This is a genomic window from Dryocola mayonis, assembly GCF_051307045.1.
In the GTDB taxonomy this organism is placed as follows: Bacteria; Pseudomonadota; Gammaproteobacteria; order Enterobacterales; family Enterobacteriaceae; genus Dryocola.
Map to the genome: position 1 here is coordinate 1,333,056 of NZ_CP150452.1, position 21,172 is coordinate 1,354,227.

The 21,172-nt window shown below is 57.0% G+C and carries 19 protein-coding genes, 3 pseudogenes and 1 riboswitch; of the genes and pseudogenes, 12 read left to right on the top strand and 10 right to left on the bottom strand.

Annotated elements, in window-relative coordinates:
- Positions 1 to 55: 55 nt before the first annotated feature.
- Together WLO32_RS06420 and WLO32_RS06425 are read left to right on the top strand one after the other, a co-directional pair.
- Positions 56 to 316 carry a hypothetical protein gene (locus WLO32_RS06420; protein ID WP_435947630.1) on the top strand — a complete coding sequence of 87 codons (261 nt, stop codon included), beginning with the start codon at positions 56 to 58 and terminating at the stop codon, positions 314 to 316.
- 14 nt (positions 317 to 330) lie between these two features.
- Positions 331 to 852, top strand: coding sequence for a DNA-binding protein (locus tag WLO32_RS06425; protein WP_435947631.1), 522 nt, complete (start codon positions 331 to 333; stop codon positions 850 to 852).
- 37 nt (positions 853 to 889) lie between these two features.
- Here the strand turns inward: WLO32_RS06425 and WLO32_RS06430 are convergent, their stop codons facing one another.
- Positions 890 to 1,600: an ABC transporter ATP-binding protein gene (locus WLO32_RS06430; RefSeq protein WP_435947632.1), complete on the bottom strand. Its 711-nt coding sequence runs from the start codon at positions 1,598 to 1,600 to the stop codon at positions 890 to 892.
- Positions 1,601 to 2,473: 873 nt separating this feature from the next.
- On the opposite strand from WLO32_RS06430, the pseudogene uvrB reads away from it, so the two are divergent.
- Positions 2,474 to 4,487 (top strand): annotated as a pseudogene (gene uvrB, locus WLO32_RS06435) (excinuclease ABC subunit UvrB).
- A gap of 107 nt (positions 4,488 to 4,594) precedes the next feature.
- Here the strand turns inward: uvrB and yvcK are convergent.
- Positions 4,595 to 5,506 (bottom strand): uridine diphosphate-N-acetylglucosamine-binding protein YvcK, encoded by a 912-nt coding sequence (gene yvcK / locus WLO32_RS06440; protein WP_435947633.1) that lies wholly within the window; start codon positions 5,504 to 5,506, stop codon positions 4,595 to 4,597.
- Between the two features lie 206 nt (positions 5,507 to 5,712).
- A riboswitch (molybdenum cofactor riboswitch) is annotated at positions 5,713 to 5,844 on the top strand.
- Between yvcK and moaA the strand changes: the two are divergent.
- From moaA to WLO32_RS06475, 7 genes and pseudogenes are all read left to right on the top strand, one after another.
- Positions 5,832 to 6,822: pseudogene (gene moaA, locus WLO32_RS06445) on the top strand (GTP 3',8-cyclase MoaA). Its footprint overlaps the riboswitch before it by 13 nt.
- Positions 6,823 to 6,845: 23 nt before the next feature.
- Complete coding sequence (gene moaB, locus WLO32_RS06450; RefSeq protein WP_435947634.1) at positions 6,846 to 7,358, top strand: molybdenum cofactor biosynthesis protein B; 513 nt, start codon at positions 6,846 to 6,848, stop codon at positions 7,356 to 7,358.
- 3 nt (positions 7,359 to 7,361) lie between these two features.
- On the top strand, positions 7,362 to 7,847 hold the full coding sequence (gene moaC / locus WLO32_RS06455) for a cyclic pyranopterin monophosphate synthase MoaC (protein WP_435947635.1): 486 nt from the start codon (positions 7,362 to 7,364) through the stop codon (positions 7,845 to 7,847).
- Positions 7,840 to 8,085: a molybdopterin synthase sulfur carrier subunit gene (gene moaD / locus WLO32_RS06460; RefSeq protein WP_435947636.1), complete on the top strand. Its 246-nt coding sequence runs from the start codon at positions 7,840 to 7,842 to the stop codon at positions 8,083 to 8,085. The genes moaC and moaD overlap by 8 nt, the downstream gene beginning before the upstream one ends.
- A gap of 4 nt (positions 8,086 to 8,089) precedes the next feature.
- Positions 8,090 to 8,542, top strand: a complete 453-nt coding sequence (gene moaE, locus WLO32_RS06465; protein WP_435947637.1) for a molybdopterin synthase catalytic subunit MoaE — start codon at positions 8,090 to 8,092, stop codon at positions 8,540 to 8,542.
- An 88-nt stretch (positions 8,543 to 8,630) separates the two neighbouring features.
- On the top strand, positions 8,631 to 9,341 hold the full coding sequence (locus WLO32_RS06470; RefSeq protein WP_121267184.1) for a Bax inhibitor-1/YccA family protein: 711 nt from the start codon (positions 8,631 to 8,633) through the stop codon (positions 9,339 to 9,341).
- 438 nt (positions 9,342 to 9,779) lie between these two features.
- Positions 9,780 to 10,136 (top strand): hypothetical protein, encoded by a 357-nt coding sequence (locus WLO32_RS06475; RefSeq protein WP_435947638.1) that lies wholly within the window; start codon positions 9,780 to 9,782, stop codon positions 10,134 to 10,136.
- Between the two features lie 228 nt (positions 10,137 to 10,364).
- On the opposite strand, the gene WLO32_RS06480 is transcribed toward WLO32_RS06475, so the two are convergent.
- The 3 genes and pseudogenes from WLO32_RS06480 to WLO32_RS06490 form a co-directional block, all read right to left on the bottom strand.
- Complete coding sequence (locus WLO32_RS06480) at positions 10,365 to 11,330, bottom strand: lysylphosphatidylglycerol synthase domain-containing protein (protein WP_435947639.1); 966 nt, start codon at positions 11,328 to 11,330, stop codon at positions 10,365 to 10,367.
- Positions 11,330 to 12,574: a cardiolipin synthase ClsB gene (gene clsB / locus WLO32_RS06485; RefSeq protein WP_435947640.1), complete on the bottom strand. Its 1,245-nt coding sequence runs from the start codon at positions 12,572 to 12,574 to the stop codon at positions 11,330 to 11,332. The genes WLO32_RS06480 and clsB overlap by 1 nt, the downstream gene beginning before the upstream one ends.
- Positions 12,571 to 13,333, bottom strand: a pseudogene (locus WLO32_RS06490) (endonuclease/exonuclease/phosphatase family protein). The gene clsB and the pseudogene WLO32_RS06490 overlap by 4 nt, the downstream one beginning before the upstream one ends.
- 133 nt (positions 13,334 to 13,466) lie before the next feature.
- Between WLO32_RS06490 and WLO32_RS06495 the strand changes: the two are divergent.
- A complete protein-coding gene (locus WLO32_RS06495) occupies positions 13,467 to 13,874 on the top strand; it encodes a YbhQ family protein (protein ID WP_435947641.1) in 408 nt (135 codons plus the stop codon).
- On the opposite strand, the gene WLO32_RS06500 is transcribed toward WLO32_RS06495, so the two are convergent.
- Genes WLO32_RS06500 through cecR form a run of 5 tightly spaced genes read right to left on the bottom strand, consistent with a single transcriptional unit; the run spans position 13,836 to position 19,505 of the window.
- Positions 13,836 to 14,942 (bottom strand): ABC transporter permease, encoded by a 1,107-nt coding sequence (locus WLO32_RS06500; RefSeq protein ID WP_435947642.1) that lies wholly within the window; start codon positions 14,940 to 14,942, stop codon positions 13,836 to 13,838. The genes WLO32_RS06495 and WLO32_RS06500 overlap by 39 nt on opposite strands.
- Positions 14,943 to 14,951: 9 nt before the next feature.
- Entirely contained in the window at positions 14,952 to 16,091 is a 1,140-nt protein-coding gene (locus WLO32_RS06505; protein ID WP_435947643.1) for an ABC transporter permease, read from the bottom strand.
- The gene (locus WLO32_RS06510; RefSeq protein WP_435947644.1) at positions 16,078 to 17,826 is read right to left on the bottom strand and encodes an ATP-binding cassette domain-containing protein; all 1,749 of its coding nucleotides are present in this window, start codon (positions 17,824 to 17,826) and stop codon (positions 16,078 to 16,080) included. Before WLO32_RS06510 ends, WLO32_RS06505 begins: the two co-directional genes overlap by 14 nt.
- The gene (gene hlyD / locus WLO32_RS06515) at positions 17,813 to 18,820 is read right to left on the bottom strand and encodes a secretion protein HlyD (RefSeq protein WP_435947645.1); all 1,008 of its coding nucleotides are present in this window, start codon (positions 18,818 to 18,820) and stop codon (positions 17,813 to 17,815) included. Before hlyD ends, WLO32_RS06510 begins: the two co-directional genes overlap by 14 nt.
- A gap of 1 nt (position 18,821) precedes the next feature.
- Positions 18,822 to 19,505, bottom strand: a complete 684-nt coding sequence (gene cecR, locus WLO32_RS06520) for a transcriptional regulator CecR (RefSeq protein WP_435947646.1) — start codon at positions 19,503 to 19,505, stop codon at positions 18,822 to 18,824.
- A gap of 251 nt (positions 19,506 to 19,756) precedes the next feature.
- Here cecR and rhlE point away from each other — a divergent pair, with 251 nt between their 5' ends.
- Positions 19,757 to 21,121: an ATP-dependent RNA helicase RhlE gene (rhlE, locus tag WLO32_RS06525; protein ID WP_435947647.1), complete on the top strand. Its 1,365-nt coding sequence runs from the start codon at positions 19,757 to 19,759 to the stop codon at positions 21,119 to 21,121.
- Positions 21,122 to 21,172 lie beyond the last annotated feature (51 nt).

Genomic DNA, 21,172 nt, shown 5'->3' on the forward strand with positions numbered 1-21,172 from the left:
CGCACCTTTTGTTGTCACATGACAACCCTTTGTGAAAGGATAATCAGGAGGATTTATGGTGCGCCGAGTGCATCCGGATAAGGAGATTGAAGCCGCGTTGAGCTATGCGGAATGCCAGGGCTGGCAGATAAAATCCGCTGGTTCCCAGTGCTGGGGAAAAATGTATTGCCCGTGGAATGACAAAGCCTGCCGATGCGGCGAATTCTGTATCAGCTGCATCTGGAATACGCCACGCAATGCAGGGAATCACGCAAGACAGATAAGACGCGTGGTAGACGGCTGCTATCAGAATACGGCCGGGCCGGGGCGACATTAAGTAAGGAGGAGGGTATGTCGGAATTTAGCTTCACCCTGATATTCACCTTGCCGCAAAGCCGCCAGGATCCGGCGCTTTGGCTTCAGGCGCTGGGCGAAAATGGCTGCGATGATGCGCTGGCGGGCACAGGCGTAACGGGCAGAATCGCGCTGCATTTTATCCGTGAAGCGCAAACCGCGAGACAGGCTGTGGTTTCCGCCATTCAGGATGTTAAACGAATTATTCCCGGCGCGGGTCTCGTGGAGGTCACGCCAGATTTGGTTGGGTTAACGGATATAGCCGAATTAATGGGGTTTTCCCGGCAATATATGCGCAAATTAATGGTGAGCCGTCAGGCTTTTCCCGCCCCGGTGCATGAGGGTAAAACGGCTATCTGGCATCTTGAATCTGTGCTGCGCTGGCTGCGTGAGACGGGAGTAAGCAAAGTCCCTTTACCGCTGCTGGAGCTTTCGGCGGTGACGAGACAATGTAATCTGCAACGCGAGCTGGCGGCGCTGGACAGCGAGCTGCAAAAGCAGATTGGGCAACTGCGGTAGCGTGACGGTCAAAAACTGGCCGCCACCGTAGATAAATTCATGGCGTCATCCAGTTTGCTATCAGCTTGTCGTCGAGCAGATCCACCTTTCCCTGCGCGACGTTACGTCCACGGTGCAGCAGACAAAAACGGTCCGCCACGCGGCGGATGAAGGACAGCCGCTGTTCGACCAGTAAGATCGTGAGGCCAAAATCACGGTTCAGGCGGCGGATAATATTTCCCATATCATGGATAAAACGCTGCCCGCTGCCAAGCGTTGGCTCATCAAGGATCAGCAGTTTGGGTTCGGTGACCAGCGCTCTGGCCAGCGCCAGCTGCTGCTGAATATCGCCGGTGAGTTCGCCGCCGCGCGCGTGCCGCAGGGAGTACAGCGCCGGAAACAGGTCGTATACCATGGCGGGAATGGCCCGCGCCCGTTCGTTCCCGGCCAGCAGGGCGATCTGGAGGTTTTCTTCAACGGTAAGCTGGGAAAAGATACGCCGTTCCTGCGCGACGTAGCTCATCCCCAGCGCGGCGCGATCTTCAACGGCCCTGGTGAGTAAATTCTGCGGCGGGCGGCCGGCTTCGTTCCAGATCATGCTGCCGCTTTGCACGGGCAGGTAGCCGGTAATGCAGTTCACCAGCGTGGTTTTGCCCATGCCCGGCGCCCCCAGGATGCAGGTGCATTCTCCTTTCTTCAGTTCCAGATCGAGGTTCCATAAAATATGGCTCTCACCATAAAACTGGTTCACGGCGCGTAAACTCAACATATGTCCTCTCCTCACGACAGGGTTAAATATCTGAAGCCACTTTGCGCGCTTTTGCCTGCAATAAACCCCCATTCGCTGCGGCATCCAGCCTGCTCCCGACACCGGGGCGAGGTTCTTCTGAGGGATTGTGCAATTCCCTTGCCATCTCATGCACAGGTAGCAGGAAGATGGCAAATTTGAGAATAGCCTCATAAATAAGCATGAAAAAAATCTGATACGCACAGCTTTGCCGCCGCGCTGCACTTTGTCAGTGCTTTTGCGCTCGCGTTTTTGGTGCACAAAACGGCAAAAAAGCCGGGGAAAATGACCGTTTTGTGAGCGTCTTCACCCTTGCCGGGACAAAGCAGAATAAGGCGATAAAAATCAAAAATAGATGGGAAAAATTTTTTTCAGGGCGCGCATATTAAAAAAGGGGTTATTTGCGGGCGGCGACCCTCAAGGGCTGGATGCACTTATCCACTATTCCTGTGGATAACCTTGTGCATTAGAGTTAGAAAACTAACCGTAAGCGAGAGCGGGCGCGGCCTGCGCGCAAATTGACGCGAAACCGGTCTTTTGGAAATATCCCTTTTAAATTAGTTAGTTAAATAAAATCAATCCGTGTAATGAAAGTGACACAGAAGAATGTCTCACTTTCATTACGCTGCTTGACAAAGTTAAAGAACCAAAAAAATCTGGGGATAACCGCCAGCACCTGGCGTTTAATTCCGTCTTTGGCGAAATTGCGCGCAGGCCAGCGCGAGATTTTGGTCGATAACCACCGTCAGTTTATAACATACTGGTTTTTCATCCAGTATTATTTACTGGCAAAAATCCCCGTGCGGAGTAAAATTATCCTCCGGCCCGCTAGTTTCTTCCTCAGGTAGCAACTCAATGAGTAAAGCGTTCAAACTTAATTCTGCATTCAAACCCTCCGGCGATCAGCCCGATGCCATACGGCGTCTTGAAGAGGGTCTGGAAGACGGACTTGCCCATCAGACGTTACTGGGGGTGACCGGGTCAGGTAAGACCTTTACCGTGGCAAACGTGATTGCGGATTTGCAGCGCCCGACCATGGTGCTGGCGCCGAACAAAACGCTTGCGGCGCAGCTTTACGGCGAAATGAAAGAGTTCTTCCCTGACAACGCGGTGGAATTTTTTGTCTCTTACTACGACTACTATCAGCCGGAAGCGTACGTACCCAGCTCCGATACCTTTATCGAAAAGGACTCCTCGGTTAACGAACATATTGAACAGATGCGTTTGTCGGCCACCAAGGCGCTGCTTGAGCGCCGCGACGTTATCGTCGTGGCGTCGGTGTCCGCGATCTATGGCCTGGGCGACCCCGATCTGTATCTGAAAATGATGCTGCATCTCACCAAGGGGATGATTATCGATCAGCGCTCCATTCTGCGTCGCCTTACCGAACTGCAATATACCCGCAACGATCAGGCATTCCAGCGCGGCACCTTCCGCGTGCGCGGCGAAGTCATCGATATCTTCCCGGCGGAGTCGGACGATATGGCGCTGCGCGTGGAGCTGTTTGACGAAGAGGTGGAGCGGCTGTCGCTGTTCGATCCGCTGACCGGCCAGGTCGATCAGGCTATCCAGCGCTTCACCGTCTACCCGAAAACGCACTACGTTACGCCGCGCGAACGCATTCTGCAGGCGATGGAAGAGATCAAAGACGAGCTGGCGGACAGGCGAAAAATCCTGCTGGCCAACAACAAACTGCTCGAAGAGCAACGCTTAACCCAGCGTACGCAGTTCGATTTAGAGATGATGAACGAGCTGGGCTACTGCTCGGGGGTGGAAAACTACTCGCGCTTCCTCTCCGGCCGCGGGCCGGGCGAGCCGCCGCCGACGCTGTTTGATTACCTGCCGGCGGACGGGCTGCTGGTGGTGGACGAATCCCACGTCACCATTCCGCAGATAGGCGGCATGTATCGCGGCGACCGGGCGCGTAAAGAGACGCTGGTGGAGTACGGTTTCCGTCTTCCTTCCGCGCTGGACAACCGCCCGCTGAAGTTCGAAGAGTTCGAAGCGCTGGCGCCGCAGACGATTTATGTTTCGGCGACGCCTGGCAATTACGAGCTGGAAAAATCCGGCGGCGACATCGTCGATCAGGTCGTGCGCCCAACGGGCCCTGCTGGATCCGATAATCGAAGTGCGCCCCGTCGGCACCCAGGTTGACGATCTGCTTTCCGAGATCCGTAAACGCGTCGAAATCAACGAGCGCGTGCTGGTGACGACGCTGACCAAACGCATGGCCGAGGATCTTACGGAATACCTCGAAGAGCACGGCGAGCGGGTGCGCTATCTGCACTCGGATATCGACACGGTAGAGCGTATGGAAATCATCCGCGATTTGCGCCTTGGCGAGTTCGACGTGCTGGTGGGCATTAACCTGCTGCGCGAAGGGCTGGATATGCCTGAAGTCTCGCTGGTGGCGATTCTGGACGCCGACAAAGAGGGCTTCCTGCGTTCCGAACGTTCGCTGATTCAGACCATCGGCCGTGCGGCGCGTAACGTGAACGGTAAAGCCATTCTGTACGGCGACAAAATTACGCCGTCAATGGCGAAAGCGATTGGCGAAACGGAGCGTCGCCGCGAGAAGCAGCAGCGCTATAACGAAGAGAACGGCATTACTCCGCAGGGCCTGAACAAGAAGGTGGTCGATATTCTGGCGCTGGGCGAGTCGGTCTCGAAAATGAAAACCAAAGGCCGCGGCAAGGCGAAAATCGTTGAGGAAGATGAAGTGCTGCTTACGCCCAAAGCGCTGCAGCAGAAAATTCATCAGCTGGAAGCGAAGATGCTGGAGCATGCCCAGAACCTGGAGTTCGAACAGGCCGCGCTGGTTCGCGACCAGCTGCACCAGCTGCGCGACTTGTTTATCGCCGCGTCGTAGGCCTGGACGCGGGCGCTTACCCGACCTGCGCAATTATTACCGAAGTGAAAGCTCTTGTAGGGGATAAGCGCCCTCCGCCTGTCCCCCTCCACGGGCTTTCCCTTCCGTTAACCCAGTTTCTGCACCGCTTTTTCCAGCGCCTGGCGCAGCAGGACCCGATCATGGCGATAGGGAATATCGCTGGCCTCCAGCTGCTCCTGAATCACCACCCGATCCCCGATAACGCTTGAAACATCAACGTGGGGGCCTACCACTACCGCATCGATAATTCTTTTTCCCACCCGTTGCTCCATGATTTCCAGCTTCTCTTTTAGCGTCAGGCTGGCTGCGGCTACGCTAAGCTCACGCCCCAGGTTGCCGATGTAAACCACCGGCGCCGGCGTGCGCCTGAGCGCCTGATCCATATCTTCCAGCAGCAGAAGCGGCATCAGGCTGGTGTAAAAGCTGCCCGGGCCAATCAGAATAAGATCCGCTTCGGCAATGGCTTCCACCGCTTCGCGGGTGGCGGGGGCTTTCGGATACAGCATCAGCTCCTGAGGCGGAGAGGAAAGCTGGTCGATGTTGACCTCTCCGTAGATAAAATGGCCGTCTGCGTCGGTGGCCATCAAATCGACCGGCTGCTCCGACATGGGAATAAGCAGCGCGTCGACTTTCAGCAGGTTACGAATCAGATTAATGGCTTCCAGCGGCCGCACGCTCAGGTGATCCAACGCCTTTAACATCAGATTTCCAAGGTTATGCCCGGAAAGTTCGCCGTTACCGCCGAAACGGTACTCAAACATGGCCGAAGCGACGCTGGGCTCGGTAATTAACTGGTTTAAACAATTACGCATATCCCCCCAGGCGATGCCGCCTTCAGAACGCCGAATACGGCCGGTCGACCCGCCGTTATCGGTCGTGGTCACGATGCCTGTCAGGCGGGATCCTAAAGAGGAGAGGGAAGACATGACCCGGCCGAGACCGTGGCCGCCGCCGAGGGCCACCACCCGATCGAGATCCGCAAAGGTGCGACTGCGCATAGCTATTCCTTATGACGAACTTTCCGGCTTAAGGTAGCGTAAAAGCGCCGAAAAGACGATGCGGGGACCGGCGATAATGATATATATCAAGGTAAAAGTTCGCTTTTCGCGTACTCTGTGGCGAAATTGAGCGATTAGTTCGTTATGTATAGATTTATATAACGAAAGCTGCTATGGCGTGCGCTGCCATCACGCGCTACTATCGTTCGAACACACACTAAGCCTTCGGACCTAAGTCGCAAGATAGGGTGCTTTGGCCGTGACCCTCCCGGTCACCAGGGTGCAGAAAGAAATGCCTGCATCTCCCGTATTTGGAAAGGTGTATATGGCTCCTCAACTGACCGATGCGTTCGCACGCAAGTTTTTCTATCTGCGCCTGTCGATCACCGACGTTTGCAATTTTCGCTGTAACTATTGCCTGCCGGATGGCTATAAACCGCACGGCGTGGCGAACAAAAGCTTCCTTAACGTCGATGAAATTCGCCGCGTTACCCGCGCCTTTGCCGCTCTGGGCACCGAAAAGGTACGCCTGACCGGCGGCGAGCCCTCTTTGCGCCGCGACTTTACGGAAATCATCGCCGCCGTGCGTGAAAACCCGGCGATTCGCCAGCTTGCCGTAACGACGAACGGCTACCGCCTGGCAAGAGATATTCAGCAGTGGAAGGAGGCGGGCCCTTAGCGCGGTGAACGTCAGCGTTGACAGCCTGGACGCCCGTCAGTTTCACGCCATCACCGGCCAGGATAAATTCCGCCAGGTAATGGACGGCATCGACGCCGCTTTCGCCGCCGGTTTTGAGCGCGTTAAGGTCAATACGGTGCTGATGCGCGGCGTTAACAGCCATGAGCTGGACACCTTCCTTGCATGGATCAAGCCTCGTCCTGTCCAACTGCGCTTTATCGAGCTGATGGAAACCGGCGACGGCGGCGAACTCTTCCGTAAATACCATATTTCCGGCACCACCATCCGCGACCAGCTTGTGCGGCGCGGCTGGGTGCACAAGCTTCGTGGCCGCAGCGATGGCCCGGCGCAGGTCTTTTGCCACCCGGACTACGAAGGCGAAATCGGCCTTATCATGCCGTATGAAAAAGACTTCTGCGCAAGCTGTAATCGCCTGCGCGTGTCGTCCGTAGGCAACCTTCATCTGTGCCTGTTCGGCGACGGCGGCATCTCGCTGCGTGATTTGCTGGCGAACGATGAACAAGGTGAAGAGCTCAAAGCGCGTATTTCCTCGGCGCTCGCCCGGAAGAAACAAACCCATTTCCTGCATGACGGTCATACCGGCATCACCCGGAACCTGTCCTATATTGGTGGATAGCGTCAACAACAAGGAGAAAAAGTATGAGTCAGGTAAGCGAAACGTTTATCCCGGCACGTATTGCCATTTTGACCGTCTCCAGCCGTCGTGGCGAAGACGAAGACACCTCTGGCCACTACCTGCGTGACTGCGCAACCGAAGCGGGTCATGAGGTGGTGGATAAAGCCATCGTAAAAGAAAACCGCTATGCGATCCGCGCCCGGGTTTCCCAATGGATCGCAAGCGAGGAAGTGCAGGTCGTGTTGATCAACGGCGGCACCGGCTTTACCGAAGGCGATCAGGTTCCGGAAGCGCTGCTGCCGCTGTTTGACCGCGAAATCGAAGGCTTTGGCGAGCTGTTCCGCATGCTCTCTTATGAAGAGATCGGCACTTCCACGCTGCAGTCCCGTGCGGTCGCGGGCCTTGCCAACCGCACGCTGATTTTCGCCATGCCCGGCTCGACGAAAGCCTGCCGCACCGCCTGGGAAAATATCATCGTGCAGCAGCTGGACGCGCGCCAGCGCCCCTGTAACTTCTATCCACACATCAAGAAATAAACTATGTCGCAACTGACCCATATTAACGCCGCCGGCGAAGCGCACATGGTGGATGTCTCAGCCAAAACTGAAACCGTCCGTGAAGCCCGTGCGGAAGCCTTTGTCACCATGCAGGCGCAAACCCTCGCGATGATCGTCGAGGGCAGCCATCATAAAGGCGACGTTTTCGCCACCGCGCGCATCGCCGGCATTCAGGCGGCGAAACGTACCTGGGAGCTGATCCCGCTGTGCCATCCGCTGCTGCTGAGCAAAGTTGAAGTCACCCTTGAAGCCGAGCCGCAGCACAATCGCGTGCGCATTGAGGCCGTCTGCCGCCTGACGGGCAAAACCGGCGTCGAAATGGAGGCGCTGACGGCCGCGTCCGTTGCGGCGTTAACCATCTACGATATGTGCAAAGCCGTGCAGAAGGATATGGTGATTGGCCCGGTTCGCCTGCTGGCGAAAAGCGGCGGCAAATCTGGCGATTTTAAGGTGCAAACCGATGATTAACGTTCTGTTTTTCGCCCAGGTGCGTGAGCTGGTGGGCTGCGACAGCCTGCAGCTCGACGCGGCATACGCCAACGTTGAGCAACTGCGTAGCGGGCTGGCGGCTAAAAGCGATCGCTGGGCGCTGGCGCTTGAGTCCGGCAAACTGCTCGCCGCGGTTAACCAGACGCTGGTGAGCTTCGATCATCCTCTGACGGACGGCGACGAGGTCGCTTTCTTTCCACCGGTTACCGGAGGCTGACGAGATGGAAAACACCCGTATTCGCGTAAGCCATGAAAATTTCAACGTGGGCGATGAGTACCTCTGGCTGTCGCAGTGCGATGAGGACGGCGCGGTGGTCACTTTTACCGGCAAGGTTCGCAATCACAACCTTGGCGACAGCGTCAGCGCGCTTACCCTTGAACACTATCCGGGAATGACGGAGAAAGCGCTGGCGGAAATCATCGGCGAGGCTCGCGCCCGCTGGCCGCTGCAGCGTGTTTCGGTTATTCATCGCATCGGTGAACTGTGGCCGGGGGATGAAATCGTTTTTGTCGGCGTCACCGGCGCGCACCGCAGTTCGGCGTTTGAAGCCGCGCAGTTTATTATGGATTATCTGAAAACGCGCGCGCCGTTCTGGAAGCGCGAAGCCACGCCGGAAGGGGAACGCTGGGTGGAAGCGCGGGAAAGCGATAAGCAGGCGGCTAAACGCTGGTAGGAGGCACCCTCATGGAGTTGTGTTAATCTTAAGCATGGTAGGCTTTTAAGCCTGAAATCAGGTTAACGCACTTAACAGAGGTAGCATCATGGATCGATTCCCCCGCTCCAATGACACAATCGTGCAGCAGGCGCGTACCGGCCTGCAGGCATACATGGCGCAGGTTTACGGCTGGATGACCTGCGGGCTGTTGCTGACCGCGTTTGTCGCCTGGTACGCCGCTAACACACCGGCGGTGATGGAGTTTGTCTTCTCCAGCAAAATCACCTTCTTTGGGCTGATCATCGCCCAGCTGGCGCTGGTATTTGTGCTCTCCGGCTTGGTGCAAAGGCTAAGCGCCGGCATGGCGACCACGCTGTTTATGCTTTACTCCGCGCTGACGGGGCTGACCCTTTCCAGCATCTTTATCGTCTATACCTACTCGTCCATTGCCAGCACCTTCGTGGTGGCGGGCGGCATGTTCGGCGCCATGAGCCTGTATGGCTACACCACCAAGCGTGACCTGAGCGGTTTCGGCAATATGCTGTTTATGGCGTTAATCGGCATCGTGCTGGCTTCGCTGGTGAATATCTGGCTGAAAAGCACCGCGCTGATGTGGGCGGTAACCTATATCGGCGTGATTGTGTTCGTTGGCCTGACGGCTTACGACACGCAGAAGCTGAAAAATATCGGCGAGCAGATCGACGCGCGCGATACGCAAAATATGCGTAAGTACTCCATCCTTGGCGCGCTGACGCTGTATCTGGACTTTATCAACCTGTTCCTGATGCTGCTGCGTATTTTCGGCAACCGTCGTTAATTTCATTTCGTCTTCATCCTGCTCCCACAGCGGGCGCAGGATGAAGGCCGTTTCCCCGGTGTTTATTCCCTTCTTGCGCCGCCAGCAATTTTAAGATTGATCCTCCCTTTGCGCTGTTTACAAGTTCATCAAATAAAAACATATTCAGAGGCAGCCAGCCTGCGCTCTTAGCCAGGTATTGGGCTTATTTATTGAAATGGAGGGATATTCAGGATGAGTAAAGGTGGGAAAATACAGGATGGTTCTCAAGCCGTTTTCCTGAACAACGAAGTGGTTGATATACCCGAAAGCATAATTGGTCCCGGGCGTGATAAAGCAATTGTCATCTCTGGCGCGGGTAATGGCAGGGCAGGATGTTGAAAAAGTTTCTCAGGATGCTGGCTTGTGCGGTTATCGTCATTAGCGCGGCGTTCTTTTTTGCGTGGGCCGTACCTGAAAATGGAATTCGCCAGCAGCGCGCATTACACCCAACAGGATAAAAGGGAGTATGAGCATTACACGCCCGAACTGCTAAAAAAAATGCCGCGCATCACCAAAAACTATACTTTTGAGTTCGGAAATATCAGCGGCCCACAGGCTCATGTCTTTACCGTGAAATTTTATGGCACTACCGATACCCGTAAGATTCGCGACTATCTGATTTCTGTGGGATATAAACCACAGGCGCAATGTGATGCTGAAGCAGAATGCTGGCGAATTGAGAATTCGAAGGATGTTGTGACGTTAGCTGCATACGCTTTGCCAGATAGCGTAGTGGTGCAGATCTACCGCAGTGCGCCCACAGGTAGTGGCTGACATTCTCAACGCTTGCGTGATCCAACAGGCTGTCATTTAAAGCGTAAATAGGGAAAAAAGCTATATTCTCCGCAGGTTGTTATTTGATAAGTGAATAAAGAAAATTTATGTTTTTAAACAGGAAGGGGTAAGTATTACCCGATGAAAAAAACATTTTTAACCTGTTTGTTTTCACTCTGGCTATGTTAACCAGAGTGAAAACCGTATCAGATAGAATCAGGGGAAAAATTAATTCATCTCCATCGTCTTCTCATTTTTCGCCCGCAGCTTCTTCGCCCGGCTCTCCAGCCACAGGTAGCACAGGATCGCCAGCAGCAGCGGGGCGATAAAATACAGCAGGCGGTAGGCCAGAAGGGCGGCAATAATAGTGCCGTGACTGACATGTTCTCCTGCCAGCAGCGCGATAAAGACCGCCTCCAGCACGCCAATCCCCGCGGGGATATGCACGATAACCCCGGCGATGCTGCTGACCAGCAGGACGCCGAGCACAAAGAAATAGTTTACCTCCTGGCCCAGCAGCAGCCAGATAATCGCCCCCATCACCATCCAGTTGGCGCTGGAGATAGCCATCTGCGCAAGCGCGAATTTAAACGATGGCAGCACCAGGCGCTGTCCGCGAATGGTGGCGTGGCGATGTTTGGCGAAGGCGCAGAACCACAAATACACCGCGATGATGGCCAGCAGAACGACGCCCAGAATGCGCAGGGTGCCTTCATCGATATACCAGTGCTCCGGCAGCTGCACCACGCCGATGGTGAAAATCACCCCCGCCAGCAGAATATACCCAAGCCAGTTGGTTGAGATACTGAGGGAAAAAATGCGCGTAATGGTGCTGCCTGGTAGCCCCAGCCGTGAGTAAAGGCGGTAGCGCATGCCGATGCCGCCAACCCAGGTGCTGAGCGTCAGGTTAAAGGCGTAGCAGATAAAGGACACCAGCATCACCTGCCGCTTCGCCAGCTTATGCCCGCAATAAGAGCGCGCCAGCAGATCGTAACAGCCGTAAATCAGGTAGCTTAAAATCACCAGCCCGATGCAGCTAAACAGCACCAGACGGTTGTAGTTGCTGATAACCTTCCAGACCTCTTCCCAGTCAACCCTGGTGGCGTAAACCACCAGCAGGACGATGACGGCGATAAAAAACAGCCAGGTGAGGATCTTCCTGGCTTTTCGCCATTTAGGATGCGCATGTGCCATCAGAATTTCACTCCCTGATTATCCGTTTCAACCCTGTCCTGCGTCTCGATTTCTGGCTGCACGGGAGGCAAAACCTGCGACAGCCGAGGGGTATGCGCGGGCAGCCAGCCCACGAGTGCCGGGAAGTGGCGTAAGAAGTGGAACGCGAGAACGCTTTTTCCCAGATTCCACCAGGTGCGTTTTGGCAGCATGGACTCGTCCACCTGCTGGCAGTCGTGGGCGATAAGGCCGTTAAGGTTGTCGCGTAAAGTGGTATTGAACTGCTGGTCGTAAATAATCAGGTTCGCCTCAAGGTTCAGCGACAGGCTGAGCGGGTCGAGGTTGCTGGAGCCGACGGTGGCCCAGTGGTCATCCATAATGGCCACTTTGCCGTGCAGCGGCCGGCGGGTGTATTCATAAACCTCCACGCCGGATTTCACCAGATAGTTGTACAGCAGGCGCGCGCCGACTCGCACAATCGGCATATCCGGCTCGCCCTGCACCACCAGCTTCACTTTTACCCCACGGCGCGCGGCGCTGCGCATGGCGTGCAGCAGGCGATAGCCGGGGAAGAAATAGGCGTTGGCGATAATCACTTCCTGCTTCGCATTGCTGAGCATCTTCAGGTAATAGCGCTCAATATCGTCGCGATGCTGGTTGTTATCGCGCCAGACGAACAGCGCCTGCGCTTCACCCGGCGTGAGGTTCTCATGCGCCCGGTTGCGACGTCGTCTCCACCAGCTTCCGGGCTCTTCGTGCCCCGGCAGGTTGGAAATCACGTACTGATAGATATCTTCGACTACCGGGCCTTCAACTTTTACGGCGTAGTCCTGTTTGGCCTGCGGACCGTAATCAATCATGTGCTCGGCGGAGTAGTTAATTCCGCCCACGAAGGCTATTTCGCCATCCACCACCACGATTTTGCGGTGCATGCGGCGGAACACGTTGGTGCGCATGCCAAAAAGCGGCGGGCGCGGATCGTAGTAACGGAACATTACCCCGGCGGTGGTCAGTTCGCTGACAAAGCTCTCGCTGAGATCCGGCGAGCCGTAGCCGTCAAGCAGCACCTCGATGCTGACGCCGCGTCGCGCGGCGTCGAGGATCGCTTTATGAAGCTGCTTGCCTACCTCATCTTCAAACCAGATGAACGTTTCCAGAATCACTTTGCTGCGGGCATTGCTAATCGCTTCGAAAACCGCCGGGAAAAACCGATCGCCGTTTTCCAGCAGTTCAATGCGGTTGCCGTCGCGCCAGTTATTTTTCATATATGTATCTCCACGGCGAGCGGGGCATGATCGGACAGGTGGCGCCATTGACGCAGGTTGAGGGTCGAAGGCGCGCTGACGTGAGCGTGTTTGACGTAAATTCTGTCCAGGCGTAAAAGCGGCAGCCCGGCCGGAAAAGTACGCGCGGGGCGGCCGTAGGCGCGGGTAAAGACCTCATCGAGGCCGGCTTCTTTTTTCAGCAGGCGATTAGCCTTTTGCCGCCAGTCGTTGAAATCGCCCGCCACTACTACAGGATCGCCTGCGGGCAAATTGTTTACCAGATCGCACAGCATGTTGAGCTGCTCCTGACGGTGCTCCTCGCGCAGCCCAAGGTGTACGCAAATCACGTGCACGTGGATATCCTGCTCCGGCACCGTCATCTGGCAATGCAGCATGCCTCGTTTTTCATGGCCTTCCACGGAGATGTCGCGATTATCAAACTGGGTGATAGGGAAACGGGAAAGCACGGCGTTGCCGTGATGCCCCTCCGGATAAACGGCGTTGCGCCCATAGGCGAAATCGTTCCATACCGTATCGGCCAGAAATTCATAGTGGCTGGTCTGCGGCCAGTTTTCGAAGCGTACGGAATGGGGCCTCGTGCGCGCCCATCACTTCCTGCAGGCAGACGATATCTGCCGCTACCGTACGCACCGCATCGCGAAGCTCTGGCAAAATAAAACGTCGGTTAAAGGTGGTGAAGCCTTTGTGTGTATTTATCGTAAGCACTTTAAAGGAAAAGCGCGGAGTCTGATGTGCCATGCCGCTCCCGGTCTTTTAGTTATCCTGATGAAAATAAAGTGTAGTCTTTGTCACAAAAAGAGGGCGGCTTGCGGAATTTTCCGTACACTGGCGTACTCTCAAAGACAGGAAAAAATATGCCAGGAGTGAAAACATGAGGTGGCAACAGCGCGTACAGGTGACAACCGGCCTGACTTGTTGGCAGATTATGCTGCATTTTATGGTCGTGGTTGCTTTGCTGGCAGGCTGGAAAATGAAGGCTCTTATCCCGGTCGGCGTGGGCCTGTGTCTGCTTTATGTGGTGACGGTGATTGCCATGTTCGTCCTGCAGCGTTTCCACAGCGGCAGGCTGCGCGATATCGGCGACTTCCTTGAAGAGCTGACCACCACCTGGTACTTCGGATCGGCGATGATCGCCCTGTGGCTGCTTTCGCGCGTGGTGCAAAGCAATCTGCTGATCGCCGCGGCAGGCCTGGTGATGATTGCCGGACCCGCCATCTACTCCCTGCTTGCCAAAGATAAATCAGGCAATTTTGCGTCGAAACATCCAGTACGCCGCTGACAGGGTGACGGCCGCGATGACCAGCAGCGGCCACACGCTTCCCCAGACGATGTCAAAACTCGCATCCTTCAGGTAAATCTGTTTCGTAATGTCGGTGAAATGCCGGATGGGGTTTATCCAGGTTAAATCCTGCAGCCATACCGGCATGTTCTCCACCGGCGATACGTAGCCCGACAGCAGTATCGCCGGCATCATAAAGACGAATACCCCGATAAAAGCCTGCTGCTGCGTTGAGCACAGCGCTGAGATCAGCAGCCCAAAGCCAACCAGCGACAGCCCGTAAATCAGCATGGTGAAGTAAAACAGCAGCACCGAGCCGGAAAACGGGATGTGATACCCCCAGATGCCTACCCCCAGCACGATAGTGGCCTGCCCGATGGCGACAATCTGCGCGGGCACGGCTTTGCCGACAAAGATTTGCCAGGTGGCAAGGGGCGAGACCAGAAGCTGATCGAGCGTGCCCTGCTCGCGCTCGCGGGCAACGGACAGCGACGTCACAATCATCACGCCGATGGTGGTGATCATGGCGATAAGCGACGGCACCACGAACCATTTGTAATCCAGATTTGGGTTATACCAGTTGCGCACCACCAGCTCGCTGTTGTTCGGCGACGGCCGCCCGGTCATCAGCTCCTGCTGGTAGTTCTTCACCACCTGCTGCAGATAATTGGCGGCAATCTGGGCGCTGTTGGAGTTGCGCCCGTCTAAAATAATCTGCAGTTTTGCGGGCTGGCCCGCCACAAGATTGCGTGAGAAATCCGCCGGGAAGCGAATCAGCAGCAGCGCTTTCTGGTTGTCGATGGTCGGCTGTATTTCCTGCGGGCTCTTTAACAGCAGCACGTGCTTAAAGGCTTTTGCGCGCGCAAAGCGCTGCGTCAGCTCGACGGAGTGGCTGCCGTTGTCCTCGTTGTAAATCGCAATGGTGGCGTTGGTGACTTCAAGCGTTGCGGCAAAGGGAAACAGCACCACCTGCAGCACCACCGGCAGAATCAGAATGGCGCGGGTCTGCGGTTCTCTGAGCAGGGACTGCAGCTCTTTGCGAATCAAGGTCCATAGTCGATGAAACATAGCTTTCCCTTAATCGAGGCGACGCCGGGTTTTTATGGCCGTCAGGCCGATAAACATCACCGCCGAGGCAATCAAAAACAGCACGTTGACCACCAGCACGGCGGCGATATTTCCCGCGAGGAACAGGCTTTGCAGCGTGCTGACGAAGTAGCGCGCGGGGATAACATAGGTCACCGCGCGAATAATTGCGGGCATGCTGTCAATCTGGAAGATAAAGCCCGACAGCATAATCGACGGCAGAAACGCGGCGTTTAACGCCACCTGGGCGGCGTTAAACTGGTTACGGGTAATGGTGGAAATCAGCAGCCCCATGCCGAGCGTGCTGAGCAAAAACAGGCTGGTGATAAGAAACAAAAGCAGCAGCGAGCCGCGGTAGGGCACGCCTAAAATAAACACCGACACCAGCATACACAGCAGCATCGCCAGCATGCCGAGCACGTAATACGGCAGCAGCTTGCACAGCAATAGTTCGGTGCGCGTTATCTGGGTGGAGAGCAGGGCCTCCATGGTGCCGCGCTCCCATTCGCGGGCGACGACCAGCGAGGTGAGGATGGCGCCGATCACCGTCATAATGATGGTTATCGCCCCTGGAATAATAAAATGCTGGCTGATGGCCGCGGGGTTAAACCAGTAGCGCAGCTGCACGTCGATCGGCGGCGCAAAGCTTTCTCCCCGGTCTTCCGCACGCTGCTGCTGCCAGATTTGCCAGATGCCTTCCATATAGCCCTGCACAAAGTTGGCGGTGTTCGGTTCGCTGCCGTCGGTAATAATCTGAACCGGCGCCGTCGCCCCCGCGCGCGCCATGTTCTGCGCAAAATCGGTGGGGATAACCACCATGCCGCGAATTTTTCCCGCCTGCATCAGCTGAATCAGCTCATGGCGATTATCGCTGATGGTCGGCTGAATATAGGGCGAGGCGCTGACGGCATGGGCGAAGTCCAGCGCCTCCTCGCTTTGCTGCTCCAGCAGTACGCCAACGTGCAGGCGGCTGGAATCCAGGTTGATGCCGTAGCCGAAAATAAACAGCAGCAGCAGGGGGATCACTACCGCAATCAGCCAGCTGCTCGGATCGCGCACAATCTGACGCGTTTCCTTCACGCACAGCGCGCGCACGCGCCGCCATGAAACAAAAGGATTATGCCCGCTCATGGTCATGCTCCTTATCCCACTGGTTTATCAGGGTGATAAACGCCTGCTCCATGGTCGGGTCGGCCTGCTCGTCGCCCGCCGCCTGCCGTTTAAGATCGTCCGGCGTGCCGCTGGCGATAAGCTTTCCGCGATAGACCAGCCCGATGCGGTCGCAGTACTCCGCCTCGTCCATAAAGTGCGTGGTGACCATCACGGTAACGCCTTTTTCCACCATGCTGTTGATATGCAGCCAGAATTCGCGGCGGGTAATGGGGTCAACGCCCGAGGTGGGCTCATCAAGGAACAGGATATCCGGCTCGTGCATCAGCGAGCAGGCGAGCGCCAGGCGCTGCTTAAAGCCGAGCGGCAGGGAGTCCGTCTGGCTGTTAAAAATCGGCCGCAGGTTAAACGCCTCGCTCATGCGGCTAATTTTCTCTTCCTGCGCCTTGCCCCGCAGGCCGTACACGCCGGAGAAAAACCGCAGGTTCTGCTCAACCGTCAGGTTGCCGTAGAGGGAAAATTTTTGCGCCATATAGCCAAGGTGCTGGCGCGCTTTGCCCGAGCTGGTTTTTAAATCCATATCCAGCACCAGCGCTTTACCGGAGGTTGGCACCAGCAGCCCGCACATCATTTTGAAGGTGGTGGATTTCCCCGCGCCGTTTGGCCCAAGCAGCCCGAAGATTTCGCCGCGCTGCACGGTAAAATCGACGTGGTCGGTTGCGGCAAAATCACCGAATTTTTTGGTCAGCTGTCTGGCTTCAATCACCGTTTCATCGTGGCTGCCTTCCACGCTATGCAGAATTGCGCCGAGCGGCGACTCCTGCTCCCCCGCGCCGCCCAGCAGGTCGATAAAGGCATCTTCAAATCGCGGCTCGGTCTGGACGATATGTTCAGCAGATAAATCCAGCGCTTCGGCCAGCTCTGCGAGGCGGGCGTCTTTGGCGAGGATTAAACGTACCGAACGCCCCTGAATCACGCCGTCGCTGACCTGCGGCAGCTTCAGCGCCCGCTGCAGCAGCTTACGGTTGTTTTCCTCGCCGTGGCTTACCAGCAGCGAACGACCGGCCATTTTTTGCGTAAGCTCCTTCGGCGCGCCGTGATAAAGCAGCTCGCCTTCGTTCATCAGCAGCACGTCGCGGCACTGTTCGGCTTCGTCAAGATACGAGGTGCTCCACAAAATCAGCATCCCTTCGCCCGCCAGCTCGTGCACCATCTGCCAAAGCTCGCGGCGCGAAATCGGGTCTACGCCGACGCCCGGCTCATCAAGCAGCAGAACTTTTGGCTGGCCGACCAGCGTACAGGCGAGGCCGAGTTTTTGCTTCATGCCGCCGGACAGCTTCCCGGCAAGACGCGAGGTGAAAGGCCCCAGAGAGGTAAACTCCAGCAGGCGCCTGAACGTCGTTTCGCGCTCTTCGCCCGTCACGCCGCGCAGATCGGCGTACAGCGTGAGGTTTTCCATCACCGTTAAGTCTTCATACAGCCCGAATTTTTGCGGCATATAGCCCAAAACGGCGTGCAGGGCGCGGTCGTCTTTAATCGGATCCAGGCCGATAACCTCCGCGCTTCCCTCGCTGGGCTTAAGCAGGCCCGCCAGCATGCGCATCAACGTGGTTTTACCTGCGCCGTCCGGCCCAACCAGGCCCGTCACTTCCCCCGCGCGAATTTCACAGTCCAGGCTTGCTACCGCAGGCTTATCCAGCGTCGGGAAGCTTTTCATCAGCCCGTGCAGGCGGATGATGCCGTCATTGCTGCTCATGCTGGCGCCCATCGTTAAAGCTGACGGTGACCGGCATGCCCTGGCGCAGCGAGTCGTCTGCGTCGGTGACTATAATGCGCAAACGGTAGACCAGGTCGGTGCGCAGGTCGGGCGTTTCAACCGTTTTAGGCGTGAATTCGGCGGTAGGGGAGACGAAGCCGATTTTGCCGCGGTAGGGTTTATCCGGCCGGCCGTCGGTATAAATCCATACTTCGGCGCCGGGCTGCGCCTGGCCCAGGCTGGCTTCGTTGACGTAAGCGCGTACCCAAACCGGGCGGGTCAAAGACAGCGTCAGCACCGTGCTTCCGGCGTTGAGCATGCTGCCGGGCTCGACGGCGCGGGTCAGCAGCGTACCGTCGGAAGGAGCGATAAGCGTGGTGTCCTGTAAATCCAGCCGCGCCTGGGCGAGCTGCGCTTTGGCCTGTTGCAGGCTGGCCTGCGCCTGGGCTATCTCCTGCGGCCGGTTGCCGGTGCGGTACTGGCTGAGCTTGTCCTGCGCCGCTTTCAGCGTGGCTTTTGCCTGGATGCTGGCAGAGCGTGCGTTTTCCAGATCGTTGGCGGAAATAACGCGTCGCGCCCACAGGCCCTGCTGCCGCTGATAGAAATTCTGCGCGTAGTCGTATGCCGCCTGCGCCTGATTGACCTGGGCTGCGGCCTGAGCGATCTCTTCGTCGCGGTAGCCGGCAATTACCAGATCGAACTTCGCCTGCGCCGCCGCCACGTTGGCTTCCGCCTGCTGCAGCGCGTTCTGGTACGGGCCCTTATCCAGCTCGCCGAGCGTTGCGCCGGCTTTGATGGCGTCGCCTTCATCCACCGCAAGCGCGGCCAGGCGCCCGCCGACGCGGAAGCTCATATTCACGGTGCGGATGTCCACATTGCCGTAGAGGGTCAGCGGCTTTTCCCGCTCGCTTTGATACCACAGCCAGCCGCCGACGCAGGCGGCCAGCAGCGCGATAACCACTATGCCGACCACAACCGGCCTTTTGTTTTTCATCTCAGGTTCTCCCTCGCTCAACGGATAATCCCTGCAGGATAAAATCGACCTGGCTTAGCACCACGTCGCTGATTTGCCGCACGCAGGCCTTATCGAAGGTCGTCCAGCCCGTGCGTAATAAAATAGTCTCGCGCCCCAGCCGGAAGGCGAGCACCTGCCCTAACAGGGCGTGGGTATGCAAAATGGTTTCGGTATCAAAGGGATCGCGTCCGCTATAGCGGCCCACCAGGCAGGTGAGGTGAGTATGCATCGGGGCGATCACCAGGTCGTGAATAAGCTGGTAGGCGGGCGTGGGCGAAAGCTGCTCGCGGGAGATGAATTTGCTCAGGTTTAGCGTTTCATCGGCGGTAAGCAGGGTAATCAGGTGTTCGCAGGCCGTGTGGATAAGCGCGCGGATCTGCGCCCGGTCCGGCTGCGGCTGTTTAAGAATCGCCTCGGCGCTTTGCACGTGCGGCTGAAAGTTGTGGTTGATAAAATCCGCAATCCACCGGGCGCAGGCCATATACAGCTCTTCTTTCGAGCCGAAGTAGTAGGTAATGGCGGCGATGTTTTGCCCGGCCTGCGCGGCGATATCCCGCGTGGTGGCGTGCAGCCCGTATTCGCCGAACTGAGCGATGGCGGCCTGAATCAGGGTATTTTTAGCCTGTTCACCGCGGGAGGTGACGGGGGCAGGGGTGGCGTTCATATCGCCCTCTGAAAAAAGTTAATCAATCGATTGACTAAGAGTAGGCGGCAACCATAGTCCTGTCCAGAGCCAAGGCTTTATCCTGCGAAGCGGAGGAAAAAAGAGAATTTGTGCGGAGCATCACAAAAGATGTTACACTGCGCCCCTTACGGCACCGTGGTTTGTGCCCCTCTACTCGCCAGGAGACTGGCGTCATATGAACCCCTGGAAACTACACCGCGCCTCGCGGTCAGGGCGATTCTGGAGTACCTATGTCTTTTGATTCTCTCGGCCTGAATGCTGATATTCTCCGTGCGGTGGAAGAGCAGGGCTATCGTGAGCCTACCCCCATCCAGCGCCAGGCGATCCCGGTAGTGTTAGCAGGCCGCGACCTGATGGCCAGCGCCCAGACCGGCACCGGCAAAACCGCAGGCTTTACCCTGCCGCTGTTGCAGCATCTGGTCGACAAACAGCCGCATGGCAAAGGCCGCCGCCCGGTGCGCGCCCTGATCCTGACGCCAACCCGCGAGCTGGCCGCGCAGATCGGCGAAAACGTGCGTGATTACAGCAAATATTTAGATATCCGCTCGCTGGTGGTTTTCGGCGGCGTAAGCATTAACCCGCAGATGATGAAACTGCGCAGCGGCGTAGACGTGCTGGTGGCAACCCCCGGCCGCCTGCTGGATCTGGAACACCAGAACGCCGTGAAGCTCGACCAGGTCGAAATCCTGGTGCTTGATGAAGCCGACCGCATGCTGGATATGGGCTTTATCCACGATATTCGTCGCGTGCTGGCCAAACTGCCCGCCCGCCGTCAGAACCTGCTGTTCTCCGCTACCTTCTCCGACGAAATCAAAGGCCTGGCGGAAAAGCTGCTGCATAACCCGGAAGAAGTGTCGGTGGCGCGCCGCAACACCGCCTCTGAACAGATTACCCAGCACGTTCACTTCGTTGATAAAAAACGTAAAAGAGAGCTGCTGTCGCAGATGATAGGCGAGGGCAACTGGCAGCAGGTGCTGGTCTTTACGCGCACCAAACACGGCGCCAACCATCTGGCTGAACAGCTGGGTAAAGACGGCATCACCGCCGCCGCTATCCACGGCAACAAAAGCCAGGGCGCGCGTACCCGCGCTCTTGCCGATTTTAAAAACGGCGGCATTCGCGTGCTGGTAGCAACGGATATCGCGGCCCGTGGTCTGGATATCGAAGAGCTGCCGCACGTGGTGAACTACGAGCTGCCGAACGTGCCGGAAGATTACGTGCACCGCATCGGCCGTACCGGCCGCGCCGCTGCAACGGGCCAGGCGCTGTCGCTGGTTTGCGTTGACGAGCACAAGCTGCTGCGCGATATCGAACGTCTGCTGAAGCGCGAAGTTCCGCGTATGGCGATCCCGGGCTACGAAGTCGATCCGTCGATTCCCGCCGAGCCTATCGTCAACGGTCGCCAGCAGCAGCGCGGCGGCGGTCGCGGTGGTCAGGGCCAGGGACAACGCCGCAGCGGCAACGGCAGCAGCGCGCCGTCCGAACGCAGCAGCGCGCCGCGTCGTCAGTCTCGTCCTCAGGGCGATGGCGCAGCTAAGCCGGCCGGTGCGAACGGTCGTCGTCGCCCGCCTCGCAAGCCCGCCGCGGCTAACTAAACCTTTGCCAACTTAAATTGAGGCGCTAACATAGCGCCTCTTTTTTTTACC